The organism is Mesorhizobium ciceri biovar biserrulae (assembly GCF_001618845.1).
Taxonomy (GTDB): Bacteria; Pseudomonadota; Alphaproteobacteria; order Rhizobiales; family Rhizobiaceae; genus Mesorhizobium; species Mesorhizobium ciceri.
Window position 1 is genome coordinate 2,499,927 of record NZ_CP015064.1, and the last position, 18,667, is coordinate 2,518,593.

General features: G+C 62.2%; 17 protein-coding genes and 2 tRNA genes. 10 read left to right on the plus strand and 9 right to left on the minus strand.

Annotated features, from left to right (window positions below):
* Nucleotides 1-9: 9 nt before the first annotated feature.
* A complete protein-coding gene (locus A4R29_RS11365) occupies nt 10-600 on the minus strand; it encodes a hypothetical protein (RefSeq protein ID WP_063171946.1) in 591 nt (196 codons plus the stop codon).
* Between the two features lie 338 nt (nt 601-938).
* Between A4R29_RS11365 and clpP the strand changes: the two genes are divergently transcribed.
* The 4 genes from clpP to A4R29_RS11385 all read left to right on the plus strand — a co-directional run bounded on the left by clpP (nt 939) and on the right by A4R29_RS11385 (nt 6,429).
* On the plus strand, nt 939-1,568 hold the full coding sequence (gene clpP, locus A4R29_RS11370; RefSeq protein ID WP_013532191.1) for an ATP-dependent Clp endopeptidase proteolytic subunit ClpP: 630 nt from the start codon (nt 939-941) through the stop codon (nt 1,566-1,568).
* A gap of 297 nt (nt 1,569-1,865) precedes the next feature.
* Complete coding sequence (gene clpX, locus A4R29_RS11375; RefSeq protein WP_013532190.1) at nt 1,866-3,140, plus strand: ATP-dependent Clp protease ATP-binding subunit ClpX; 1,275 nt, start codon at nt 1,866-1,868, stop codon at nt 3,138-3,140.
* A gap of 306 nt (nt 3,141-3,446) precedes the next feature.
* Nucleotides 3,447-5,858, plus strand: coding sequence for an endopeptidase La (gene lon / locus A4R29_RS11380; RefSeq protein ID WP_013532189.1), 2,412 nt, complete (start codon nt 3,447-3,449; stop codon nt 5,856-5,858).
* A gap of 298 nt (nt 5,859-6,156) precedes the next feature.
* A complete protein-coding gene (locus tag A4R29_RS11385; RefSeq protein WP_006201846.1) occupies nt 6,157-6,429 on the plus strand; it encodes an HU family DNA-binding protein in 273 nt (90 codons plus the stop codon).
* Nucleotides 6,430-6,574: 145 nt separating this feature from the next.
* On the opposite strand, the gene A4R29_RS11390 is transcribed toward A4R29_RS11385, so the two are convergent.
* Nucleotides 6,575-7,597, minus strand: coding sequence for an aldo/keto reductase (locus A4R29_RS11390; protein ID WP_013532188.1), 1,023 nt, complete (start codon nt 7,595-7,597; stop codon nt 6,575-6,577).
* Between the two features lie 177 nt (nt 7,598-7,774).
* Between A4R29_RS11390 and A4R29_RS11395 the strand changes: the two genes are divergently transcribed.
* Entirely contained in the window at nt 7,775-8,341 is a 567-nt protein-coding gene (locus A4R29_RS11395; RefSeq protein ID WP_063171947.1) for an SIS domain-containing protein, read from the plus strand.
* 3 nt (nt 8,342-8,344) lie between these two features.
* Nucleotides 8,345-9,085: a creatininase family protein gene (locus A4R29_RS11400; protein WP_063171948.1), complete on the plus strand. Its 741-nt coding sequence runs from the start codon at nt 8,345-8,347 to the stop codon at nt 9,083-9,085.
* Nucleotides 9,086-9,123: 38 nt separating this feature from the next.
* Here the strand turns inward: A4R29_RS11400 and A4R29_RS11405 are convergent, their stop codons facing one another.
* From A4R29_RS11405 to A4R29_RS11415, 3 genes are all read right to left on the minus strand, one after another.
* Nucleotides 9,124-10,041, minus strand: a complete 918-nt coding sequence (locus A4R29_RS11405; RefSeq protein ID WP_013532185.1) for a carbohydrate ABC transporter permease — start codon at nt 10,039-10,041, stop codon at nt 9,124-9,126.
* 26 nt (nt 10,042-10,067) lie between these two features.
* Complete coding sequence (locus tag A4R29_RS11410) at nt 10,068-11,189, minus strand: carbohydrate ABC transporter permease (RefSeq protein WP_024504588.1); 1,122 nt, start codon at nt 11,187-11,189, stop codon at nt 10,068-10,070.
* A gap of 88 nt (nt 11,190-11,277) precedes the next feature.
* Nucleotides 11,278-12,942 carry an ABC transporter substrate-binding protein gene (locus A4R29_RS11415; protein ID WP_013532183.1) on the minus strand — a complete coding sequence of 555 codons (1,665 nt, stop codon included), beginning with the start codon at nt 12,940-12,942 and terminating at the stop codon, nt 11,278-11,280.
* Nucleotides 12,943-13,231: 289 nt separating this feature from the next.
* On the opposite strand from A4R29_RS11415, the gene A4R29_RS11420 reads away from it, so the two are divergent.
* From A4R29_RS11420 to rbsK, 3 genes are read left to right on the plus strand one after another with little or no spacing between them, the layout of a single operon-like run.
* Nucleotides 13,232-14,290, plus strand: a complete 1,059-nt coding sequence (locus tag A4R29_RS11420) for an ABC transporter ATP-binding protein (protein WP_024504587.1) — start codon at nt 13,232-13,234, stop codon at nt 14,288-14,290.
* Between the two features lie 21 nt (nt 14,291-14,311).
* Nucleotides 14,312-14,764 (plus strand): RbsD/FucU family protein, encoded by a 453-nt coding sequence (locus A4R29_RS11425; protein ID WP_027162392.1) that lies wholly within the window; start codon nt 14,312-14,314, stop codon nt 14,762-14,764.
* Nucleotides 14,765-14,768: 4 nt separating this feature from the next.
* Nucleotides 14,769-15,698 (plus strand): ribokinase, encoded by a 930-nt coding sequence (rbsK, locus tag A4R29_RS11430; protein WP_063171949.1) that lies wholly within the window; start codon nt 14,769-14,771, stop codon nt 15,696-15,698.
* 129 nt (nt 15,699-15,827) lie between these two features.
* Here the strand turns inward: rbsK and A4R29_RS11435 are convergent.
* Nucleotides 15,828-15,904 (minus strand) — tRNA-Asp (locus A4R29_RS11435).
* A gap of 216 nt (nt 15,905-16,120) precedes the next feature.
* On the opposite strand from A4R29_RS11435, the gene A4R29_RS11440 reads away from it, so the two are divergent.
* Nucleotides 16,121-16,196 (plus strand) — tRNA-Val (locus A4R29_RS11440).
* Here the strand turns inward: A4R29_RS11440 and A4R29_RS11445 are convergent.
* From A4R29_RS11445 to A4R29_RS11455, 3 genes are read right to left on the minus strand one after another with little or no spacing between them, the layout of a single operon-like run.
* Nucleotides 16,184-16,867: a GNAT family N-acetyltransferase gene (locus A4R29_RS11445; protein ID WP_063171950.1), complete on the minus strand. Its 684-nt coding sequence runs from the start codon at nt 16,865-16,867 to the stop codon at nt 16,184-16,186. The two genes, A4R29_RS11440 and A4R29_RS11445, sit on opposite strands and share 13 nt — an antisense overlap.
* Nucleotides 16,864-17,634 carry an SDR family NAD(P)-dependent oxidoreductase gene (locus A4R29_RS11450; protein WP_063171951.1) on the minus strand — a complete coding sequence of 257 codons (771 nt, stop codon included), beginning with the start codon at nt 17,632-17,634 and terminating at the stop codon, nt 16,864-16,866. Before A4R29_RS11450 ends, A4R29_RS11445 begins: the two co-directional genes overlap by 4 nt.
* A 13-nt stretch (nt 17,635-17,647) precedes the next feature.
* Nucleotides 17,648-18,643, minus strand: a complete 996-nt coding sequence (locus tag A4R29_RS11455; protein ID WP_013532177.1) for an ABC transporter permease — start codon at nt 18,641-18,643, stop codon at nt 17,648-17,650.
* Nucleotides 18,644-18,667: the final 24 nt, after the last annotated feature.

The window sequence follows — 18,667 nt, forward strand, 5'->3', positions numbered from 1 at the left end:
CCATGCGCGCTAATCCTGGCAATGCCTGGGAATATGCACCCGCCGCCAACTGGATGAGCCTTCCCGGACCAACACACGACGCGCGACGGTCTGGTAGGAGGCGGGGACATCGATGACGCGCCTTTGTTCCGGCCGCACCAGCACCTCCTCGGCGATGCTGTCATATTGTGCGGGAATGACGACGCGCCGCGTGCGTTCGGGCTGGATCACGACGGTCTCTGCGACGCGTTCGTAGCGCGCCTTGTGCCATACCTTGCACAGCACCTTGCGGCCATGGATGACGCGCCATTCCCAGGAATAGCCGCCGCCATCGACCCGGACCGTATGGTAGACGGTGCGGGTGACGGCCGGCACGACCTCATAGGTCACCTGTGCCGGGACGGTCATCACCACGCGTTCGCGGGTGCCGTAGATAGGGGCGATATAGTCGACCTGCTGACCGGGCGGACTGACCATTACGTCTTCATAGACGGTATCATAAATGGCCGGGGTTCGGACGGGTTCATAGCATTCGACGGCGCGGCCGCCGGCCGCCGTCTGCGAAATCGTGCCGAGCACGGTCAGGCCGGCAATGGTGAAGCATGCGGTTTTCCCGGGCATGACACTCCCCCTGTTGAACTCTATGCATAAGTTCAACGTTGAATTGTAGAGGAAGCCGTCTCGGAAAAAAGCGGTTTCGGCGCATTTCGTTAAGTGACGCGGTTAAGAAACTGCTACGTTGCGGGGCCGGCGATGCGGCTCCGGACCCGCGGAAGCATCCGCCGCCGCGAATCCTTGGTCAGAAAGCTTGATTCGACTTACCCAGATGGCTAGGAGGGGTCGGCCTTGCACAAGGACGAGCCGGCATCCTATTTACGGAATAACGATCCAGAACCGATTCTGCCCGATCTGCCGGCATTCCCGGCGCCGGAATCCCACCGCGAGATAAGAGATACCTGATGAAGAACCCCGTCGAAACCTACATGAACCTCGTTCCGATGGTGGTCGAACAGACCAATCGCGGCGAGCGGGCCTACGACATTTTCTCGCGCCTCCTCAAGGAGCGCATCATTTTCATCACCGGTCCGGTCGAGGACGGCATGGCGACGCTGGTCTGCGCGCAGCTTTTGTTCCTCGAAGCTGAGAATCCGAAGAAGGAAATCAACCTCTACATCAATTCGCCGGGCGGCGTCGTCACCTCGGGCATGGCGATCTACGACACCATGCAGTTCATCAAGCCGGCCGTGTCGACGCTCTGCATCGGCCAGGCGGCTTCGATGGGTTCGCTGCTCCTGACTGCCGGTCACAAGGACATGCGCTTTGCCACGCCGAACGCCCGCATCATGGTTCACCAGCCTTCCGGCGGCTTTCAGGGCCAGGCGTCCGACATCGAGCGCCATGCCCTGGATATCATCAAGCTGAAGCGTCGCCTCAACGAGGTCTACGTCAAGCACACCGGCAAGAGCTATGAAGAGATCGAGAAAACGCTCGACCGCGATCATTTCATGACCGCCGACGAAGCCAAGGATTTCGGCCTCATCGACAAGGTCATTTCGTCGCGCGAGGCGGCCGAAGGGGCGCTGGCATAAAGGCAAGTTGGCAGTTGGATGGCACCATCACGCGCTTTTGGCGCGTCTTGCGGCATTTCGGCCACAATTGGCTGTTCCCTCGGGGGACAGGATTGCCTACGTTAAGGCTATGTTGAGTTTCGGCGGCTTAGCTTTATGCGGGGTTGTCGCGAATCATTGCCACGTTTTCTGATTTGTGTTTCGTACGGAATGCGTTGCGGGAGCCGGGACACACTGGCGGCGGCGGATTCCCGCGATAGATAGAGTATGCGCCCTTTCAGCCAGACCATCGGCGGGCGGCCATGAAAGGACATGAAAATGAGCAAGGTCGGCAACAACAGCGGCGATTCCAAGAACACGCTTTACTGCTCGTTTTGCGGCAAAAGCCAGCACGAAGTGCGCAAGCTGATCGCCGGTCCGACGGTCTTCATCTGCGACGAGTGCGTCGAACTCTGCATGGACATCATCCGTGAAGAGAACAAGACCTCGATGGTGAAGTCGCGCGAAGGCGTGCCGACACCGCAGGAGATCCTCAAGGTTCTCGACGACTATGTCATCGGTCAGCCCTACGCCAAGCGCGTGCTGTCGGTGGCGGTCCACAATCACTACAAGCGCCTCGCGCATGCCGGCAAGAACAACGATGTCGAACTGGCGAAGTCCAACATCCTTTTGATCGGCCCGACCGGTTGCGGCAAGACGCTGCTCGCGCAGACGCTGGCCCGCATCATCGACGTGCCGTTCACCATGGCTGACGCGACGACGCTGACCGAAGCCGGCTATGTCGGCGAGGACGTCGAAAACATCATCCTGAAGCTGTTGCAGTCGGCCGACTACAATGTCGAGCGCGCCCAGCGCGGCATCGTCTACATCGACGAAATCGACAAGATTTCGCGCAAGTCGGACAATCCCTCGATCACCCGCGACGTGTCGGGCGAGGGTGTGCAGCAGGCGCTCTTGAAGATCATGGAAGGCACGGTCGCCTCCGTGCCGCCACAGGGCGGCAGGAAGCACCCGCAGCAGGAATTCCTGCAGGTCGACACAGCCAACATCCTGTTCATCTGCGGCGGCGCCTTCGCCGGGCTGGACAAGATCATCTCGGATCGCGGCCGCAAGACGTCGATCGGCTTCGGCGCGGTCGTCGCTTCGCCGGAGGATCGCCGCACTGGCGATGTTTTCCGCCTGGTCGAGCCCGAGGATCTGTTGAAGTTCGGTCTCATCCCTGAGTTTGTCGGCCGTCTGCCGGTCCTGGCGACGCTGGAAGATCTCGACGAACCGGCGCTGATCCAGATCCTGACCGAGCCGAAGAACGCGCTGGTCAAGCAGTATCAGCGGCTGTTCGAGATGGAAAATGTCGACCTGACCTTCCATGAGAACGCTCTTTCGGCGATCGCCAAGCGCGCCATTGAGCGCAAGACCGGCGCGCGCGGCCTGCGTTCGATCATGGAGGCGATCCTGCTCGACACGATGTTCGAGCTTCCCGCACTCGAAGGCGTGCGCGAAGTGGTGATTTCGGAGGAGGTGGTGACCGGCAGTGCCCGGCCGCTCTACATCTACTCCGAGCAGAAGGAAAAGAAGGGCAATGTCAGCGCCTGACATGAGCCCGCAGCGAAATTCTGAAACGGCGCCGCAAGGCGCCGTTTTGCTGTCGCACAGCGGTTTGCGCGGCGTACGGGCTTGGCGTCGCAAATGTGTCACTCGCGGACGGGTTGGGAGTGCGGATTTGGACACGCCCCTTGATCTTTGGGGGTCGTGCATCCAACTAACTGGAGAAGGCCGAGGTGCCCGATTTCTGTGCTGTAAAACTCCCGTCACAAACGGTGGTAGGCGGAACGATCCCCGGTCGTTAATATAAGATTCGCGGTTGGCTCAATTAGCGGCCGCGACATGAAAGGTTGGACAATGGCCAAAGTATCCAAGGCACCCAGCGACGGCGTCTTCGCAGTTCTCCCACTGCGCGACATCGTGGTGTTCCCGCACATGATCGTTCCGCTCTTCGTCGGGCGTGAGAAGTCGATCAAGGCGCTGGAAGAGGTGATGGGTCAGGAAAAGCAGATCCTGCTTGCCACCCAGATGAATGCCGCTGATGACGATCCCGAGCCCGATGCCATTTTCGACATCGGCACGCTCGCCAATGTGCTGCAATTGCTCAAGCTGCCCGACGGCACCGTCAAGGTTCTGGTCGAAGGCGCTTCGCGTGCGAAAATCGTCTCGTTCACCGACCGTCCCGATTTCCACGAGGCCCGCGCCGCGGCGCTGGTCGAGCCGGAAGAGGAAGAGGTCGAGGTTGAGGCGCTGGCGCGTTCGGTCGTCACCGACTTCGAGAATTACGTCAAGCTGAATAAGAAGATCTCGCCCGAAGTGGTGGGTGCTGCCAGCCAGATCGACGACTACTCCAAGCTCGCCGACACGGTTGCCTCGCATCTCGCCATCAAGATCCCCGAGAAGCAGGAGATGCTGGCCACGCTTTCGGTCAAGGAGCGGCTGGAAAAGGCGATGGGCTTCATGGAAGCCGAAATCTCCGTCCTGCAGGTGGAGAAGCGCATCCGCTCGCGCGTCAAGCGCCAGATGGAGAAGACGCAGCGCGAGTACTACCTGAACGAGCAGATGAAGGCGATCCAGAAGGAACTCGGCGAAGGCGAGGACGGCCGCGACGAGGCCGCCGAGATCGAGGCGCGCATCAAGAAGACCAAGCTCTCCAAGGAGGCCCGCGAAAAGGCGGAAGCCGAGTTGAAGAAGCTCCGGACGATGTCGCCGATGTCGGCTGAATCGACGGTCGTGCGCAACTATCTCGACTGGATCCTGTCGATCCCGTGGGGCAAGAACTCCAAGGTCAAGCAGGACCTGGCTTTCGCGCAGAACGTGCTCGATACCGACCATTTCGGCCTCGACAAGGTCAAGGAGCGCATCGTCGAGTATCTCGCCGTGCAAAGCCGCCAGAAGAAGCTGAAGGGGCCGATCCTGTGCCTCGTCGGCCCTCCCGGTGTCGGCAAGACCTCGCTCGGCAAGTCGATCGCCAAGGCGACTGGACGCGAGTTCATCCGCATGGCGCTGGGCGGCGTGCGTGACGAGGCCGAGATCCGTGGCCACCGGCGCACCTATATCGGCTCGATGCCCGGCAAGGTCATCCAGTCGATGAAGAAGGCCAAGAAGTCCAACCCGCTCTTCCTGCTCGACGAGATCGACAAGATGGGCCAGGACTTCCGTGGCGATCCGTCATCGGCGTTGCTCGAGGTCCTCGATCCGGAACAGAACTCGACGTTCATGGACCACTACCTCGAGGTCGAATACGATCTGTCGAGCGTCATGTTCGTGACGACGGCGAACACGCTGAACATCCCGGCGCCCTTGATGGACCGCATGGAGATCATCCGTATCGCCGGCTACACCGAGGACGAGAAGATCGAGATCGCCAAGCGGCACCTGATGCCTAAGGTGATCCGCGATCACGCGCTGCAGCCGAAGGAGTTTTCCGTCGGTGAGGACGCGATCCGCGCCATCGTCCAGACCTACACCCGTGAAGCGGGCGTCAGAAGCCTCGAGCGCGAGCTGATGAAGCTCGGGCGCAAGGCGGTGACCGAGATCCTGAAGACGAAGAAGAAGACGGTGAACATCACGGCGGCGAACCTCGCCGATTACCTCGGTGTTGAACGCTTCCGCTTCGGTCAGGTCGAGGCTGACGATCAGGTCGGTGTCGTTACCGGACTCGCCTGGACGGAAGTCGGCGGCGAGCTGCTGACGGTCGAAGGCGTCATGATGCCCGGCAAGGGCCGCATGACGGTGACCGGCAATTTGCGCGACGTGATGAAGGAATCGATTTCGGCGGCGGCCTCCTATGTCCGCTCGCGCGCCGTCGATTTCGGCATCGAGCCGCCGCTGTTCGACAAGCGCGACATCCACGTGCACTTGCCGGAAGGCGCCACGCCGAAGGACGGCCCGTCTGCAGGTGCTGCCATGGCGACAGCCATTGTATCGGTACTGACGGGTATTCCGGTCCGGGCGGATGTGGCGATGACCGGCGAGATAACGCTTCGCGGCCGCATCCTGCCGATCGGCGGGCTCAAGGAGAAGCTGCTCGCCGCACTGCGCGGCGGCATCAAGAAGGTGCTGATCCCGGAAGACAATGCCAAGGACCTGGCGGAGATTCCGGACAATGTGAAGAACGGCATGGAGATCATTCCGGTCTCACGTGTCGGCGAGGTGTTGCGCCACGCGCTGGTGCGTATGCCGGAGCCGATCGAATGGGTCGAGCCGGTCAATCCGCCGGCTGCGACAGACAGTGCCGACGACGCTGGAAAGTCCCTGGCGCATTAGAGCGCCGGGCGTCCATCTGGACGCACAAAGGACGCTCTAACGCTTAGACTTGCGCATGGTCCTTGCCGCAAACCGGCTACGGTTTTCGGGGCCATGCGTTGGTTTTCGTCAAGGTTGCAGCGCACAAACGGAGAGCCGGGCCTGGCGCCCGGCTTTTTCATGTGAAAAACCCCGGAATTCCGGGCTTTTTCCGCTTTTTTCCTGCCTTTTCGACTTGGTTGCGGGAGCGCTTCTTTCTAAAGTCCGTTTCCTGCCGGATGAGTCGATAGTTCCGGTGTTCTCATGGAAGGGAATTTTTATGAACAAGAACGAACTGGTGTCCGCTGTCGCCGACGCCGCGAGCATTTCGAAGGGTGACGCGCAGTCGGCGGTCGATGCGGTATTTTCCGTGATCACCGGCGAACTGAAGAAGGGCGGCGATGTCCGGCTTGTCGGCTTTGGCAATTTCACCGTGTCAAAGCGTGCCGCCTCGACCGGCCGCAATCCTCAGACTGGCGCAGAAGTGAAGATCCCGGCGCGTACCGTGCCGAAGTTCTCGGCCGGCAAAGGCCTCAAGGACGCAGTCAACTAAGCGTTTTTTCTTTTCAGAGACCTCAGAAAAGCCGGGCTTGCCCGGCTTTTCATTTTGGTGCCCTACGTTGGTTCATGCGACCAGAAAAGCCGGGCTTGCCCGGCTTTTCATTTTGGTGCCCGACGCTGACGCGATGGCGGCCGGCTTATGCGGTCGGCGCATCAGTGCGCATAAGACCTTCCTCCTTGAGATCCGCCCAAAGTGCTGCGGGCAGTTTCGCATCGAGCAGCGAGCGATTGCTCTCGACCTCGCTCGGCCGTTGGCCACCGGGGATCACCGAAACGACTGAAGGATGCAGCAGCGGGAATTGCAGGGCGGCCTCGATCAGCCTGACACCATGACGCTTGCAGACGTTCTCGATCCCGGCGACCCGGTCGAGTATGTCCTTCGGCGCTTCGGAGTAGTTGTAGTAGGCTCCGGGCTTCGGCCCTGTTGCGAGGATGCCGGAGTTGTAGGGTCCGCCGAGAACGATGCCGATGCCGCGTGCCTGGCAGAGCGGCAGGAAGGACGTCAGCGCCTCCTGTTCCAAGAGCGTATAGCGCCCGGCCAGCAGGAACAGATCGAAGTCGCCGCGCTCAGCCAGCGTCTGCGCGACCTGCCACTCATTGATGCCGCCGCCGAACGCCTTGATCACGCCCTGGTCGCGCAGCGACAGCAGGCCGTAATAGCCCGAGCGCATGAACTCCTCGATGCGCCGGTCGGAGGCTTCCTTGCTGCCATGCGTGAAGATGTCGACATCGTGCACGAAGAGTATGTCGATCCGATCGACGCCGAGGCGCTCAAGCGAGGCTTCGAACGAGCGCATGACACCGTCATAGCTGTAGTCGTACACCTCGCGGCGTGATGGCGTGTCGAAGAACTTGCCGATGCCGGTGCGCTCTTCGGGCGGGCAGGCACGCATGATGCGGCCGACCTTGCTCGACAGCACATAGTCAGCGCGCTTCTTGCCGCGCAGGAACGGGTTGAGCCGCGTTTCCGAGAGGCCGAGCCCATAGAGCGGCGCGGTGTCGTAGTAGCGGCAGCCGGTCGCCCAGGCGGCCTCCAGCGTGGCGTTGGCGTCCTCGTCGGAGACGGCACGGTAGAGATTGCCGAGCGGCGCCGCGCCGAAGCCGAGCTCGGTGAAACTGATGCCGCCATTGCCGATGCGGTCGAAATGCCGTGTCTTCATATCCTGCCGTTTGCCTCGCTTGATTTGTCTGACATGACACTATCACGCCTGTGATCAGGCAAAAGCATAGCTGCGCGTTGGACACGCATTTTCACGGTTGCTAGCATAACGAAATCAAGCTGTTCGTGGCAGCAAGAGCGGCAAATACCAGGGTGATTTTTCAATGGCGGGTTTGCGGTGAGCGACAAGAGCAAAAGCCTGTTCGAGACCGCGCTTGAGGAGCTGGGTGGCGTGCTGGCACGCATCGACGAAAGCCGGATCGACGCCGCCTGCAAAACGCTAGCCGGCGCGCGACAGATCGTCGTCTATGGCTGCGGCCGCGAGGCCTTGCAGGTCAAGGGTTTTGCCATGCGGCTCTACCATTTGGGCCTGCCGGTTTCCGTGGTCGGCGACATGAACACGCCGCCTCTGGGGCAGGGCGATGTCTTCCTGGTCAGTTCCGGGCCGGGAGAAACCTCGACCGTGCTGACCCTGATGCAGGTCGCGCGCCAAGCAGGTGCAACCAATCTCCTGCTGACCGCCCAGGCCGAAGGCAGCGCGGCAAGGCTTGCCGACTTCACGCTGCTCATTCCCGCGCAGACCATGGCCAACGATCAGGGGGCGCAAAAAACATCGGTCCTGCCGATGGGCTCGGTGTTCGAAGGCGCGCTGTTCCTGCTGTTTGAGGTGATGGTGCTGAAGCTTAGGGAATTGACCGGCGTGTCGCCCGAAGCCATGCGCGCCCGCCACACCAACATGGAATAGATCATGCGCTATGAACTGATGCTGCCACACCAGATCAGCAGGGCGATCGCCGAGAATTGGCCGGTCGCTCTGCCGCTCGGCGTGCTGGAATACCATGGCGAGCACATGGCCGTCGGCATGGACACGCTGGCCGTCATCAAGACGCTGGAGCTGTTCGAAAAGGAGAAGGACGTCGTCATCCTGCCGCCCTTCTACTACGGTGCGGCAAGCTATGCGGTGGCGCCGCCGGAAGGCAGCGGCTCGGTGCAGGTCGGCGGCAATGCGCTGGCGCCGTTCGGCGAGGACTTCTACAGCCTGCTGCGCATCGGCTTCCGCAACATCCACGCCATTATCCACCACCAGACCGAGAACTTTGTCGCCGGCATGCCGACCGATCTGGCGTTCAAGGCCGCCGGCCGCCAGGCGATCTTCCGCTTCCTCGAAAAGGAGCGCGGCGAGGGCTGGTGGGGGTCGCAGGCGATGGCGGACTATTATTCAGGACACGCGGCGGGTGAAAATTTCTTCAACTGGGTGCAGGTGCATCCGCTGATGTCGGCTGACATGAACGGCAAGTACCCGTTCGACCATGCCGGCATCGGCGAGACCTCGCTGATGCTGGCGCTATGCCCGGAGGCTGTCGATGCCAATCACTTCGCCGACAATACCGGCTGGTATACGGCGAGTGCCAAGGACGCCTCGGCCGAGCTCGGGCAGAAGGGCGTGGCCATGATCATGGATCATCTGCGGATGATTCTAAGGCCCTAGCGCGGTTCTTCCTTCTCCCAAGGTAAGAGGGCGCCATGCTACTTCACCGCGCCCGCGGTCATGCCCATGATCAGATAGCGCTCCAACGCGATGCCAATGACGGCGAGCGGCGCGATGGCCGCCGTCGCTAGTGCCGCCATCGACCACCAGTTGATGCCTTGCGAGCCGGTCTGGCTCGCCACCATGACGGGAATTGTCTTGGCGTCGGTCGAGGTCAAAAGGGCGGCGAAGAAATACTCGTTCCAGCACAGCACCATCGCCAGGATGAAGGCGGCGACCATGCCCGGCAGCGCGATCGGCATGACGATGCGGAAGAACGCGCCCCAGATCGACAGCCCGTCGACAAGGGCGGCTTCCTCGAGCTCGACCGGGATCGAGTTGAACTGGTCGCGCATGATCCAGATGACGATCGGCAGCACCATCAGCGTGTAGAGCAGGATCAGCCCGATGCGCGTGTCGAGCAGGCCGACCTCGCGGTAGAGCACCAGGAAGGGCAGCGCCAGCACCACCGGCGGCAGGATCAGCTGCGACAGGAAGAAGAACGAGATGTCCTCGTTCTTGAACCAGGCGAAATGGTAGCGATAGCGGGTGAGCCCGTAGGCGGCGAGGCTGCCGATGATGATGGCGAGGCTCGACGCGCCGACCGAGGTGATCACCGAATTCATGAAGCGCTTGAGGAACTCCTCGCGCACGGTCGAGGTCTGGAAGATCGAGTCCGGCGACAGGCCGAGCGAACGCCAGCCCTTCCAGTCCGGCTGGAAGTCGACGAAGGGGATGAGATGGCCTTGCGTGACGTCGACTGCGGTCTTGAACGAGGTCGTGATCGTCCAATAGATCGGGAACAGGCAGATGAACGCCCAGAAGGCCAGCGCGCCATAGATGAAGACGCGGCTGGCGAGGAAGCTCGCCGGCGAGCGGATCTCCGAGGCGACATATTCGGTGGTCTGAACGCTCATCGGGCTCAATTCACCCCCATCTTGCTTTAATTGACATTGCGGACAAAACGGTTGGCAAATTTCAACAACCACGTGACGAACACGACGATGATCACCAGATAGGCCATCGCCAGCATGGTTCCGTAGCCGACATTCGAGCGGTCGCGGTATTCGCGGTAGATGAAGCTCGACACGGAATCGGTGGCGCCGCCGGGGCCGCCGGACGTCACGGTGATGATGATGTCGGCAAGCTTCAGCTTGAAGATGATGCGCAGGACCACCGCCGTCACCGACACCGGCAGCATCAGCGGGAAGGTGACCTGCCAGAAGGTCTGCCACGCATTGGCGCCGTCGACGCGTGCGGCTTCGAGCACCTCGCGCGACATCGCCTGCAGCCCGGCCAGCAGCATGATCATCATGAACGGAATGAAGGTCCAGGCATCCAGTATCATGATCGATATGCGCGCGATGATCGGATCGGAGAAGAAGGCGGGATTTTCCCAGCCGAGATGGCGCGCCAGCGTTGCGGCCGGTCCGAACCTGTATTCCATCAGCGATTTTCCGATCATCCACGACACCGCGACCGGCGACAGCATCAGCGGCATCAGGAAGACGACGCGGAAGAATTTTCGCGCCCGGATCTGGGCATTGAGGAGCAGCGCCAAGCCGAAGGCAATGACATATTCGACCGCCACCGCCAGCACGTAGAGCACCATGTTGAACAGCGCGTTGCGGTAGTAGGGATCGCCCAGCATCTGCCAGAAATTGTCGAGCCCGTTGAACCGGCGGCCGCTGAAGGAACTGAGGTTCCAGTCGGTGAGCGCGATGTAGAAACCGAACAGCGTCGGGAAGATCACCATGGCGATGGTGAACAGCAGCGCCGGCAGCAGAAACAGGGCACGCTGGCCGTCTTCGCCGCGCGTCAGCACCTGGCCGACACCGATCGCCACGCCCCACAGCACATAGGCATAGACGACGGGGCGCCAGGTCTCGAAGCCGATCGTATCGGGGCTGCCCTTGTAGAGGATCTCCAGCACGATCGTCGCCAGCAGGCCAAGCGTCGCAACGGCCATCAGCGCCCAGCCAAGGCGTTTACGGCCTGGAGAGATCAGATCGGAAGTGCCGGCATCTGCCGGCCACGGGTTCGCGGTCGATGTCTGGTCAGCCACAAATCTCGCCCGTTTGAAGGCTCTCGAGGAGCCGGAGCCTGTCTAAAGTGGTCCGGCGTTGCCGCCGGACCACGGTTCATAGGCCAGCCTACATGCCGAGCGAAGCTTTGTAGAGCTTGATCTGGTTGTCGCGGCCGATCTGGTCGGTCAGCTTCTCCCATGCCGCCGCGATGGCGTCGGCGCCTTCCTGCGCCTTCATCTTGCCCGCGAAAGTGTTGGCCAGGATGTCCTCGGCGGCGCTGTAGTACTGGAAGATGCCGGGGATGCGTGGCTCGATCGCCGCGTTCGGATGGTTGTAGCTGTCGGATTCCGATTTGAGGTAGGAGGTGATGAAGGCCTCGTCGTAGCCGGCCGCCACCCATTCGGGAATGTCGAAATGCGAGTTGCGGTAAGGCTGGAAGCCCGACGGATACATCGCCGTCCAGATCGACAGGTCCTTGCCGCCGAGATGGGCTGCAGCGGACCATGCCGCCTTCTTCTTCTTTTCGTCGGCATCGACGCGGGCCATGACATAGACGCCCCAACCGAGATAGGCGCAGTTGGGCGCATAGTTCGGGCCGCTGGCGAGCTTGTCCCAGGCGCCGGTCTTCGCATTGTAGACATCGTCCGAGCCCGGCAGGATCGAGAAGCCGGTGACGTCGCCGACGACGGAAGAGTCGTTGGTCTTGACGTTGGAGCCGACGTCGCCCCACCAGGTGACCATCGAGCCGGTGCCGGCCAGGAACTGCTGGAAGGCGGTCGTGTTCGGATCGGCGTTGATCTGGTCGGCGGGTTCGGAGGGCAGCGCGTCGATGACGTCCTGGATGGCGCGCACCCAGGCCGGATTGTTGACGCGCGGCTTCATCGTGTCGGCGTCGAACAGCCAGGCCTTGTCGTCGGGGTGCTTGGCATAGGCGGTGGCGCGGCTGCCAAGGAAATAGAAGCCGAAGCCGCCCCAGGGCTTCGGCGCGTCGAGATAGCCATAGACGTCCTGGTCCTTGAGCTTCTTGCCCTTCAGGAACTTGGTCACCGCCTGAACCTGCTGCCAGGTCTTCGGCACGCCCCATTCACCTTCGCCGCCGCCGTCCTTCCAGGCCTTGGCGAGGTCGGCATCGGCGAACACGTCGGTGCGGTAGTTGAAGTTGTGCGCGTCGCCGTCGACGGTCACGCGGTATTGCTTGCCGTCCCAGGTGCCGACCGGCGGCTTCAGATAGCTGACCAGATCGTCGAAATCGATCTGGGTCTTGACCCAGTCGGGCATTTCCGACGTCAGGCCCTTGCCGCAGACATCGCCTTCGAACGGCGCGCCCATTTCGATGATGTCGAAGTCGACGGTCCCGGTCGCGATCGACTGCTGCAGTCGGGCGTTGTAGTCGGCCTGCGCCAGGTCGATCCAGTTGATCTTGGCGCCGGTATAGGTCTCCCATGGCTTCAGGAAGCCGCGGAACAGCACATTGTGCAGGTTCTGGTTGTTGAGACCCATGAAGGTCAGCTCGACGCCGGCGAATTCGCCTTCCTTGACATTGGCCTTGGTGGCTTCGAGGCAGAGTTCACCGACCTTCTGGAAATCGGCGTCCGTCGGCTGGCCTTTGCCGACGCCGGGGATCTGCAGGATTTTTGTGCGCAATTCACTTGCCGCGGAGGCCGGGCGCGTCAAGGCGCCAAGTCCGGCGCCGGATGCGGCTGCGATCGCGGCCATGCTTGCCGCACCCTTCAATATGTCGCGCCTTGTGGCGCCGGCTCGAACCAGTTTGTCGTAAAGACCCGTTCTCATCGCCTATTCCTCCCAGAACATCAGTGTGAATAAATCGGCCAACTGTCGGACGCCGGAGCGCCAACGATGCTCCCGTTTCGGAAACGAATTAGGCAGGACCCCACCCTGCGTCGATTGAAGTTCCGATTGCGGATCGGGCACCGACATTTTGACCAGCGCCTGCCACTATTCTCACAACCCAACGCCGTGTCAACGAGAGCGGGTTTTTATCTATAAGGGACCGACTTGCCCTGGCAGGTCGCGTTGGTTAGCTTCTGCGCCTACGGCTAATGGAGCCGATGGGGGAGACATGGCGCAAGTCGCGATCAGCAAGGTGGCCAAGGCCTTTGGAACGGTCAAGGTTCTGCACGAAGTCAGCGTCGATATCGCAGACGGACAGTTCGTGGTGCTGGTTGGCCCTTCGGGTTGCGGCAAGTCCACGCTGCTCAGGATGGTGGCCGGGCTGGAGACCGTCTCCGCCGGCACGATCGCCATCGGCGACCGCGTCGTCAATCATCTGCCGCCGGCCAAGCGCGACATCGCCATGGTGTTCCAGAACTATGCGCTCTATCCGCACAAGACGGTCGAGCAGAACATGGCCTTCGCGCTCAAGCTCAGGAAAACCGATCCGGCCGTGGTCGCCGAGCGGGTCAAGCGCGCCGCCGACATCCTCGACCTCAACCCCTATCTGAAGCGCTATCCCCGCCAGCTTTCCGGCGGGCAGCGCCAGCGCGTGGCCATGGGCCGCGCCATCGTGCGCAATCCGCAGGTGTTCCTGTTCGACGAGCCGCTGTCCAATCTCGACGCCAAGCTGCGCGTGCAGATGCGCACCGAGATCAAGGAACTGCACCAGAGGCTGAAGACCACCACCATCTACGTCACCCACGACCAGATCGAAGCCATGACCATGGCCGACAAGATCGTCGTCATGCGCGACGGCCGCATCGAGCAGGTCGGCGCGCCGCTGGAACTGTTCGACCGCCCGGCCAACCTGTTTGTCGCCGGCTTCATCGGCTCGCCTTCGATGAACCTGCTCAAGGGCACCATGCGCAAGGGCGACAAGCCAGGGGTCGACATCGCAGGCACGCTGTTCCCGATCGGATCGGGCAATGCCGCGCAGGACGGTCAAGCGGTCGTCTATGGCGTGCGACCGGAGCACCTCGAGATCCATCCCGACGGGGTGCCGGCGAAGATTTCGGTGGTCGAGCCGACCGGCTCGGAAACGCTGGTGTTCCTGCGCTTCGGCGAAGGCGAGATGGTGGCGCTGTTTCGCGAGCGCCACGACTTCAAGCCGGGCGATACGCTGAAGCTGAAGCCAAGGCTCGACCAGATCCATCTTTTCGACGCAGAGACCGGCAAGCGTCTCTGATCTCAACTCACGAGGAATACCATGCTCAAAGGCATCAACCCGCTGCTCAATGCCGACGTGCTGCAGGCATTGCGGGCAATGGGGCATGGCGATGATCTGATCATCGCCGACACCAATTTTCCGTCCGATTCGGTGGCGCGCCAGACGGCGCTCGGCCGCGTGCTGCGCATCGATGCCTCGGCCGCGCAAGTGGTCAAGGCGGTGCTGTCGCTCTACCCGCTCGACACGTTCGTCGACGATTCGGCCGCGCGCATGGAAATCGTCGGCAAGCCGGACGAGATTCCTGCAGTGCAGAAGGAAGTGCAGAAGGAAGTCGATAAGGCCGAGGGCAAGTCGTGGCCGATGATCGCGGTCGAGCGCTACGCCTTCTACGAGCGCGCCAAACAAGCCTATTGTGTCATCCAGACCGGCGAACGCCGCTTCTATGGCTGCTTCGCCTTCCGCAAGGGCGTCGTGCCGCCGGATGCGGAGTAGCGGCATGGCTTCGGGCAAGCCGGTCGTCATATTGGGTGTGTTCGTCGCCGACACCGCCTACAGGGCGCAGCGGCAGCCGCGCATGGGCGAAACGATCCTCGGCACATCCTTCGCGCTGGGTCCCGGCGGCAAGGGCTCGAACCAGGCGGTGGCCGCCGGCAAGCTCGGCGCCGACGTCACCTTCCTCACCCGCCTCGGCGTCGATCCCTTCGCCGACATGGCCAGGCAGACCTGGGCGCAGGCGGGCGTCAAGGATGCCGTCATCGATACGCCGGAAAGCTACACCGGCGCGGCCTACATCTTCGTCGAGGAGACGACCGGCAACAACGCCATCATCGTCAGCCCCGGTGCTGCCATGCTGATCTCTCCAGCCGATATCGAAGCCAATGCCGCATTGATCAGCAATGCCGGTGTCTTTGTCACGCAGCTCGAACAGCCGATCGAAGCAGCCATGCGGGCGTTGGAGATCGCGCGTGGGGCAGGGGTGACGACGATCCTCAACCCAGCCCCTGCGGCAAAGCTTCCCGACCGCATCTACACGCTCTGCGACTACCTCACGCCCAACGAGACCGAGACGGAGGAACTGACCGGGATGAAGGTGTCCTCGGTCGACGAGGCGCGAGCCGCCGCCGACAGTCTGCTCAAAAAGGGGGTCGGCACAGTCATCGTCACGCTCGGCGACAAGGGCGCGCTTTTGCACTCGAAAGATCGCTCCGACCACGTTCCAGCCGTCAGCGCCGGCCCGGTGGTCGAAACCACGGGGGCAGGCGATGCTTTCAATGGCGGGCTTGCGGCAGCACTTTCGAGGGGCGTGGAACCGCTGCAGGCGGTGCGCTTCGCTTGCGCCGTCGCCGGAATCTCAGTGACCCGGCCAGGGACTGCGCCATCCATGCCGACGCTGCAGGAGGTCGAGGCGCTGCTGGCGAGAGGATGATCTTGCGGGGCCAGACCTAGGCGCGGGCCAAAAGAACCTGAGTTACCTCAGGTCTCTTGCAAGACAACATTTTTGACAATCAATGTCGACATTTCTCCAAAGCCAAGGGCTTGATACCCTTGAGAGAAATGGCGCGAGTGACGGGGCTCGAACCCGCGACCTCCGGCGTGACAGGCCGGCACTCTAACCAACTGAGCTACACCCGCGCATGGCGAACACGTGTCAGCCGTGTTCGTCGTTGGGGCGCTGGATAAGGGGTTCGCCACCGGGTGTCAAGCGCACCAAACCATCATAACAGCAAACAGGAGAAGGTTTTTTGACAGCCGGCGTTTTGTTGGCAGAACCGGCATCCAACCAGGGCGTCCTGCGCTCATTTGGCCTTGCGAAGCGGACCCTGACCGCTTAAAGGTCCGGCCCGGAGCGGGCGATTAGCTCAGTTGGTAGAGCGCTTCGTTTACACCGAAGATGTCGGCGGTTCGAGCCCGTCATCGCCCACCATTCACACGATCTCCGGTGCGCACGATCTCCGGTGCGGTTGTCAGCCGTTTGGCGACATAGATGCTGTGGTCCGGCAATCCCGGCTCCCGCAACACTGCGAATCCGATGGCCCTGTAGAAGCGCAGCGCGTTGTGATTGTCCGGCATCACTTCGAGGCAAAGCCCGCGAGATCCGAGCGCGGCGAGCCTTTGCTCGAGAAAAGCCATCGCTCGCCGGCCGATGCCTTTTCCACGCGCTTGCGGCAACAGGTCGATATGACCGTGCGAAGGGTAGGCAGCCAGAGCCGGCGGAATGGTGAAGTCGCGATGATGGATCTGGTGGCGAGCCCAGTCGCTGCCGCTCCAGCGCGTGCGGTCGGGTCCGGGATCGGTCACCTGCGCGCGAAGGCGCGGATACCACCTTGCTGCCAGGCCTGCATTGAAAGCCTTTGTGTCTTTTGCACCCAGCAGATAGCCCGCGGCGCCCGTTGGCCCATCGACGATGAAAGCGAGGTCGGGCTCCAGCACCTGGTAGGGGATGGTGTAGATTTGGCCCAACAGATCCGGAGCGTCTTCGCGACCGGTTGCATCCTGGCCGGCATCACCGGTCTTGAGGCAGATCATGGCAAGTGCTGGATGGTCGGCCTCGGTCGCCTGGCGCAGGAAGAAGCCATCGCCGAAATCGATGATCATGGCGGAACGAGCCGGAAATCGCTGCCTTCGGGCAGCAACTGCCCACCATCGACGACGATGGTCGTGCCGGTGATGTAACTGGCATCGTCCGAGGCGAGGAACAGGAAGGCATTGGCGACGTCGCGCGGGCTGCCGAGGCGGCCAAGCGGGATGGAATCCTCCATGTTCTTGATGAACGCCTCGCCGCGATGCAGCTCGATCGCTTCGGTCAGGATGTTGCCGGGCTCGACGCCGTTGACGGTGATGCCGTAGCCGGAGAATTCCAGTGCCGCGGCGCGGATGAAGCCGTTGATGCCGGCCTTGCTGGCCGAATAGTGGCCATGGCCCGGGCTGGTGACATGCGGACCGGTGATGGAGGAGGTGTAGAGCATGCGGCCGAAGCGTTGCGCCTTCATCGGCACCAGGGCCGCGCGGCTGGCATTGAAGGTGCCGCGCAGATTGACCGCCATGACTCGGTCCCAGTCGTCGGCGCTGGTGTTCTCGATCAGCTGCCAGGGATAGATGCCCGCATTCTGCACGATGATGTCGAGACGGCCATGCTGCTTCAGCGCCAGCGCCACGGCGGCCTTGGCGTCGCTCATTTGCGAGATGTCGGTGCGGATGAAGGGGACGCCCAACTCGCCAGCGGTCGCTTGCCCGGCTTCGACTTCGGTGTCGGCGAGCACCAGCTGCGCTCCCTCTTCGGCAAAGCGGAGCGCAATGCCCTTGCCGATGCCGCGGGCGGCGCCGACGATGAGCGCCACCTTGTCTTTTAGCCGTCCTGTCATGCGAGCCGTCCTGTCATGCGAGTCTTTGGCGAATGGTTTGCTTGAAGGCGTCGAGCAGCACCGCGGCCAGCACCAGCAGGCCATGAATCACCTGGGTGAAATTGGCCGGCAGGCCCATCAAATTGATCGCCGTGTTGATGGCCGAGAGCAAAAGCACGCCGGCATAGACGCCGGGGAGGGTGCCGACGCCGCCTTTGAGGCTGACGCCGCCGATGACGACCGCGGCGAAGGCGTTGAACAGCAAGCCGACGCCGAGATTGGCGGTGGCGCCCGACGTGCGGATCGCCAGCAGCCAGCCAGCGAGGCCGGCGATGGCGCCGGCGAGCACGAAGGCGATGATGAGATTGCGGTTCACCCGGATGCCGGCGCGGAAGGTCGCCGTCTCGTTGCCGCCGATCATCACCAGATGCCGGCCGAACGGCGTCTTGGCCATGATCAGCGAAAAGACCACGAAACAGCCAACCGCGATCCAGGCGGTGAGCGGCAGGCCGACAAGGCGCTGGATGCCGAACCAGCGGATGGCCGGCGCCAGGTCCTGCGCCGAGCGGCCGCCCGACACGACCAACACGAGGCCGCGCACCCAGATGTAGGACGCCAGCGTGATGATGAAGGCGCTCATCTTCACCTTGACCACCAGATAGCCGTTGAAGGCGCCGATGAGACCCCCGACTGCCAGCGCCAGCAGCAGCGAAACCGGAACCATCAGCCACTCGGGATGCAGCTGCACGCCCATGCCGATGCCCGACGAGCAAAACAGGATGCCGACCGCCATGGCGCTGAGCGCTGCGACGGATTCGACCGACAGATCCATGTGACCGGCGATGATCACCAGCGCCAGGCCGATCGACATGACGCCGAGCACGCTCGAAGCCTCGATGATGTTGGCGAAGATACCGAGCTGAAAGTAGTTCGGGACGAAGATGGAGAAGACCACCAGCACGAACAGCAGCATGAACCAGACGAGGTTGTCGAGTACGAACTCCAGGGCTTTGCGTGTGCGCGGGTTCATGGGCTGATCCGGTTGGCGCCCCCG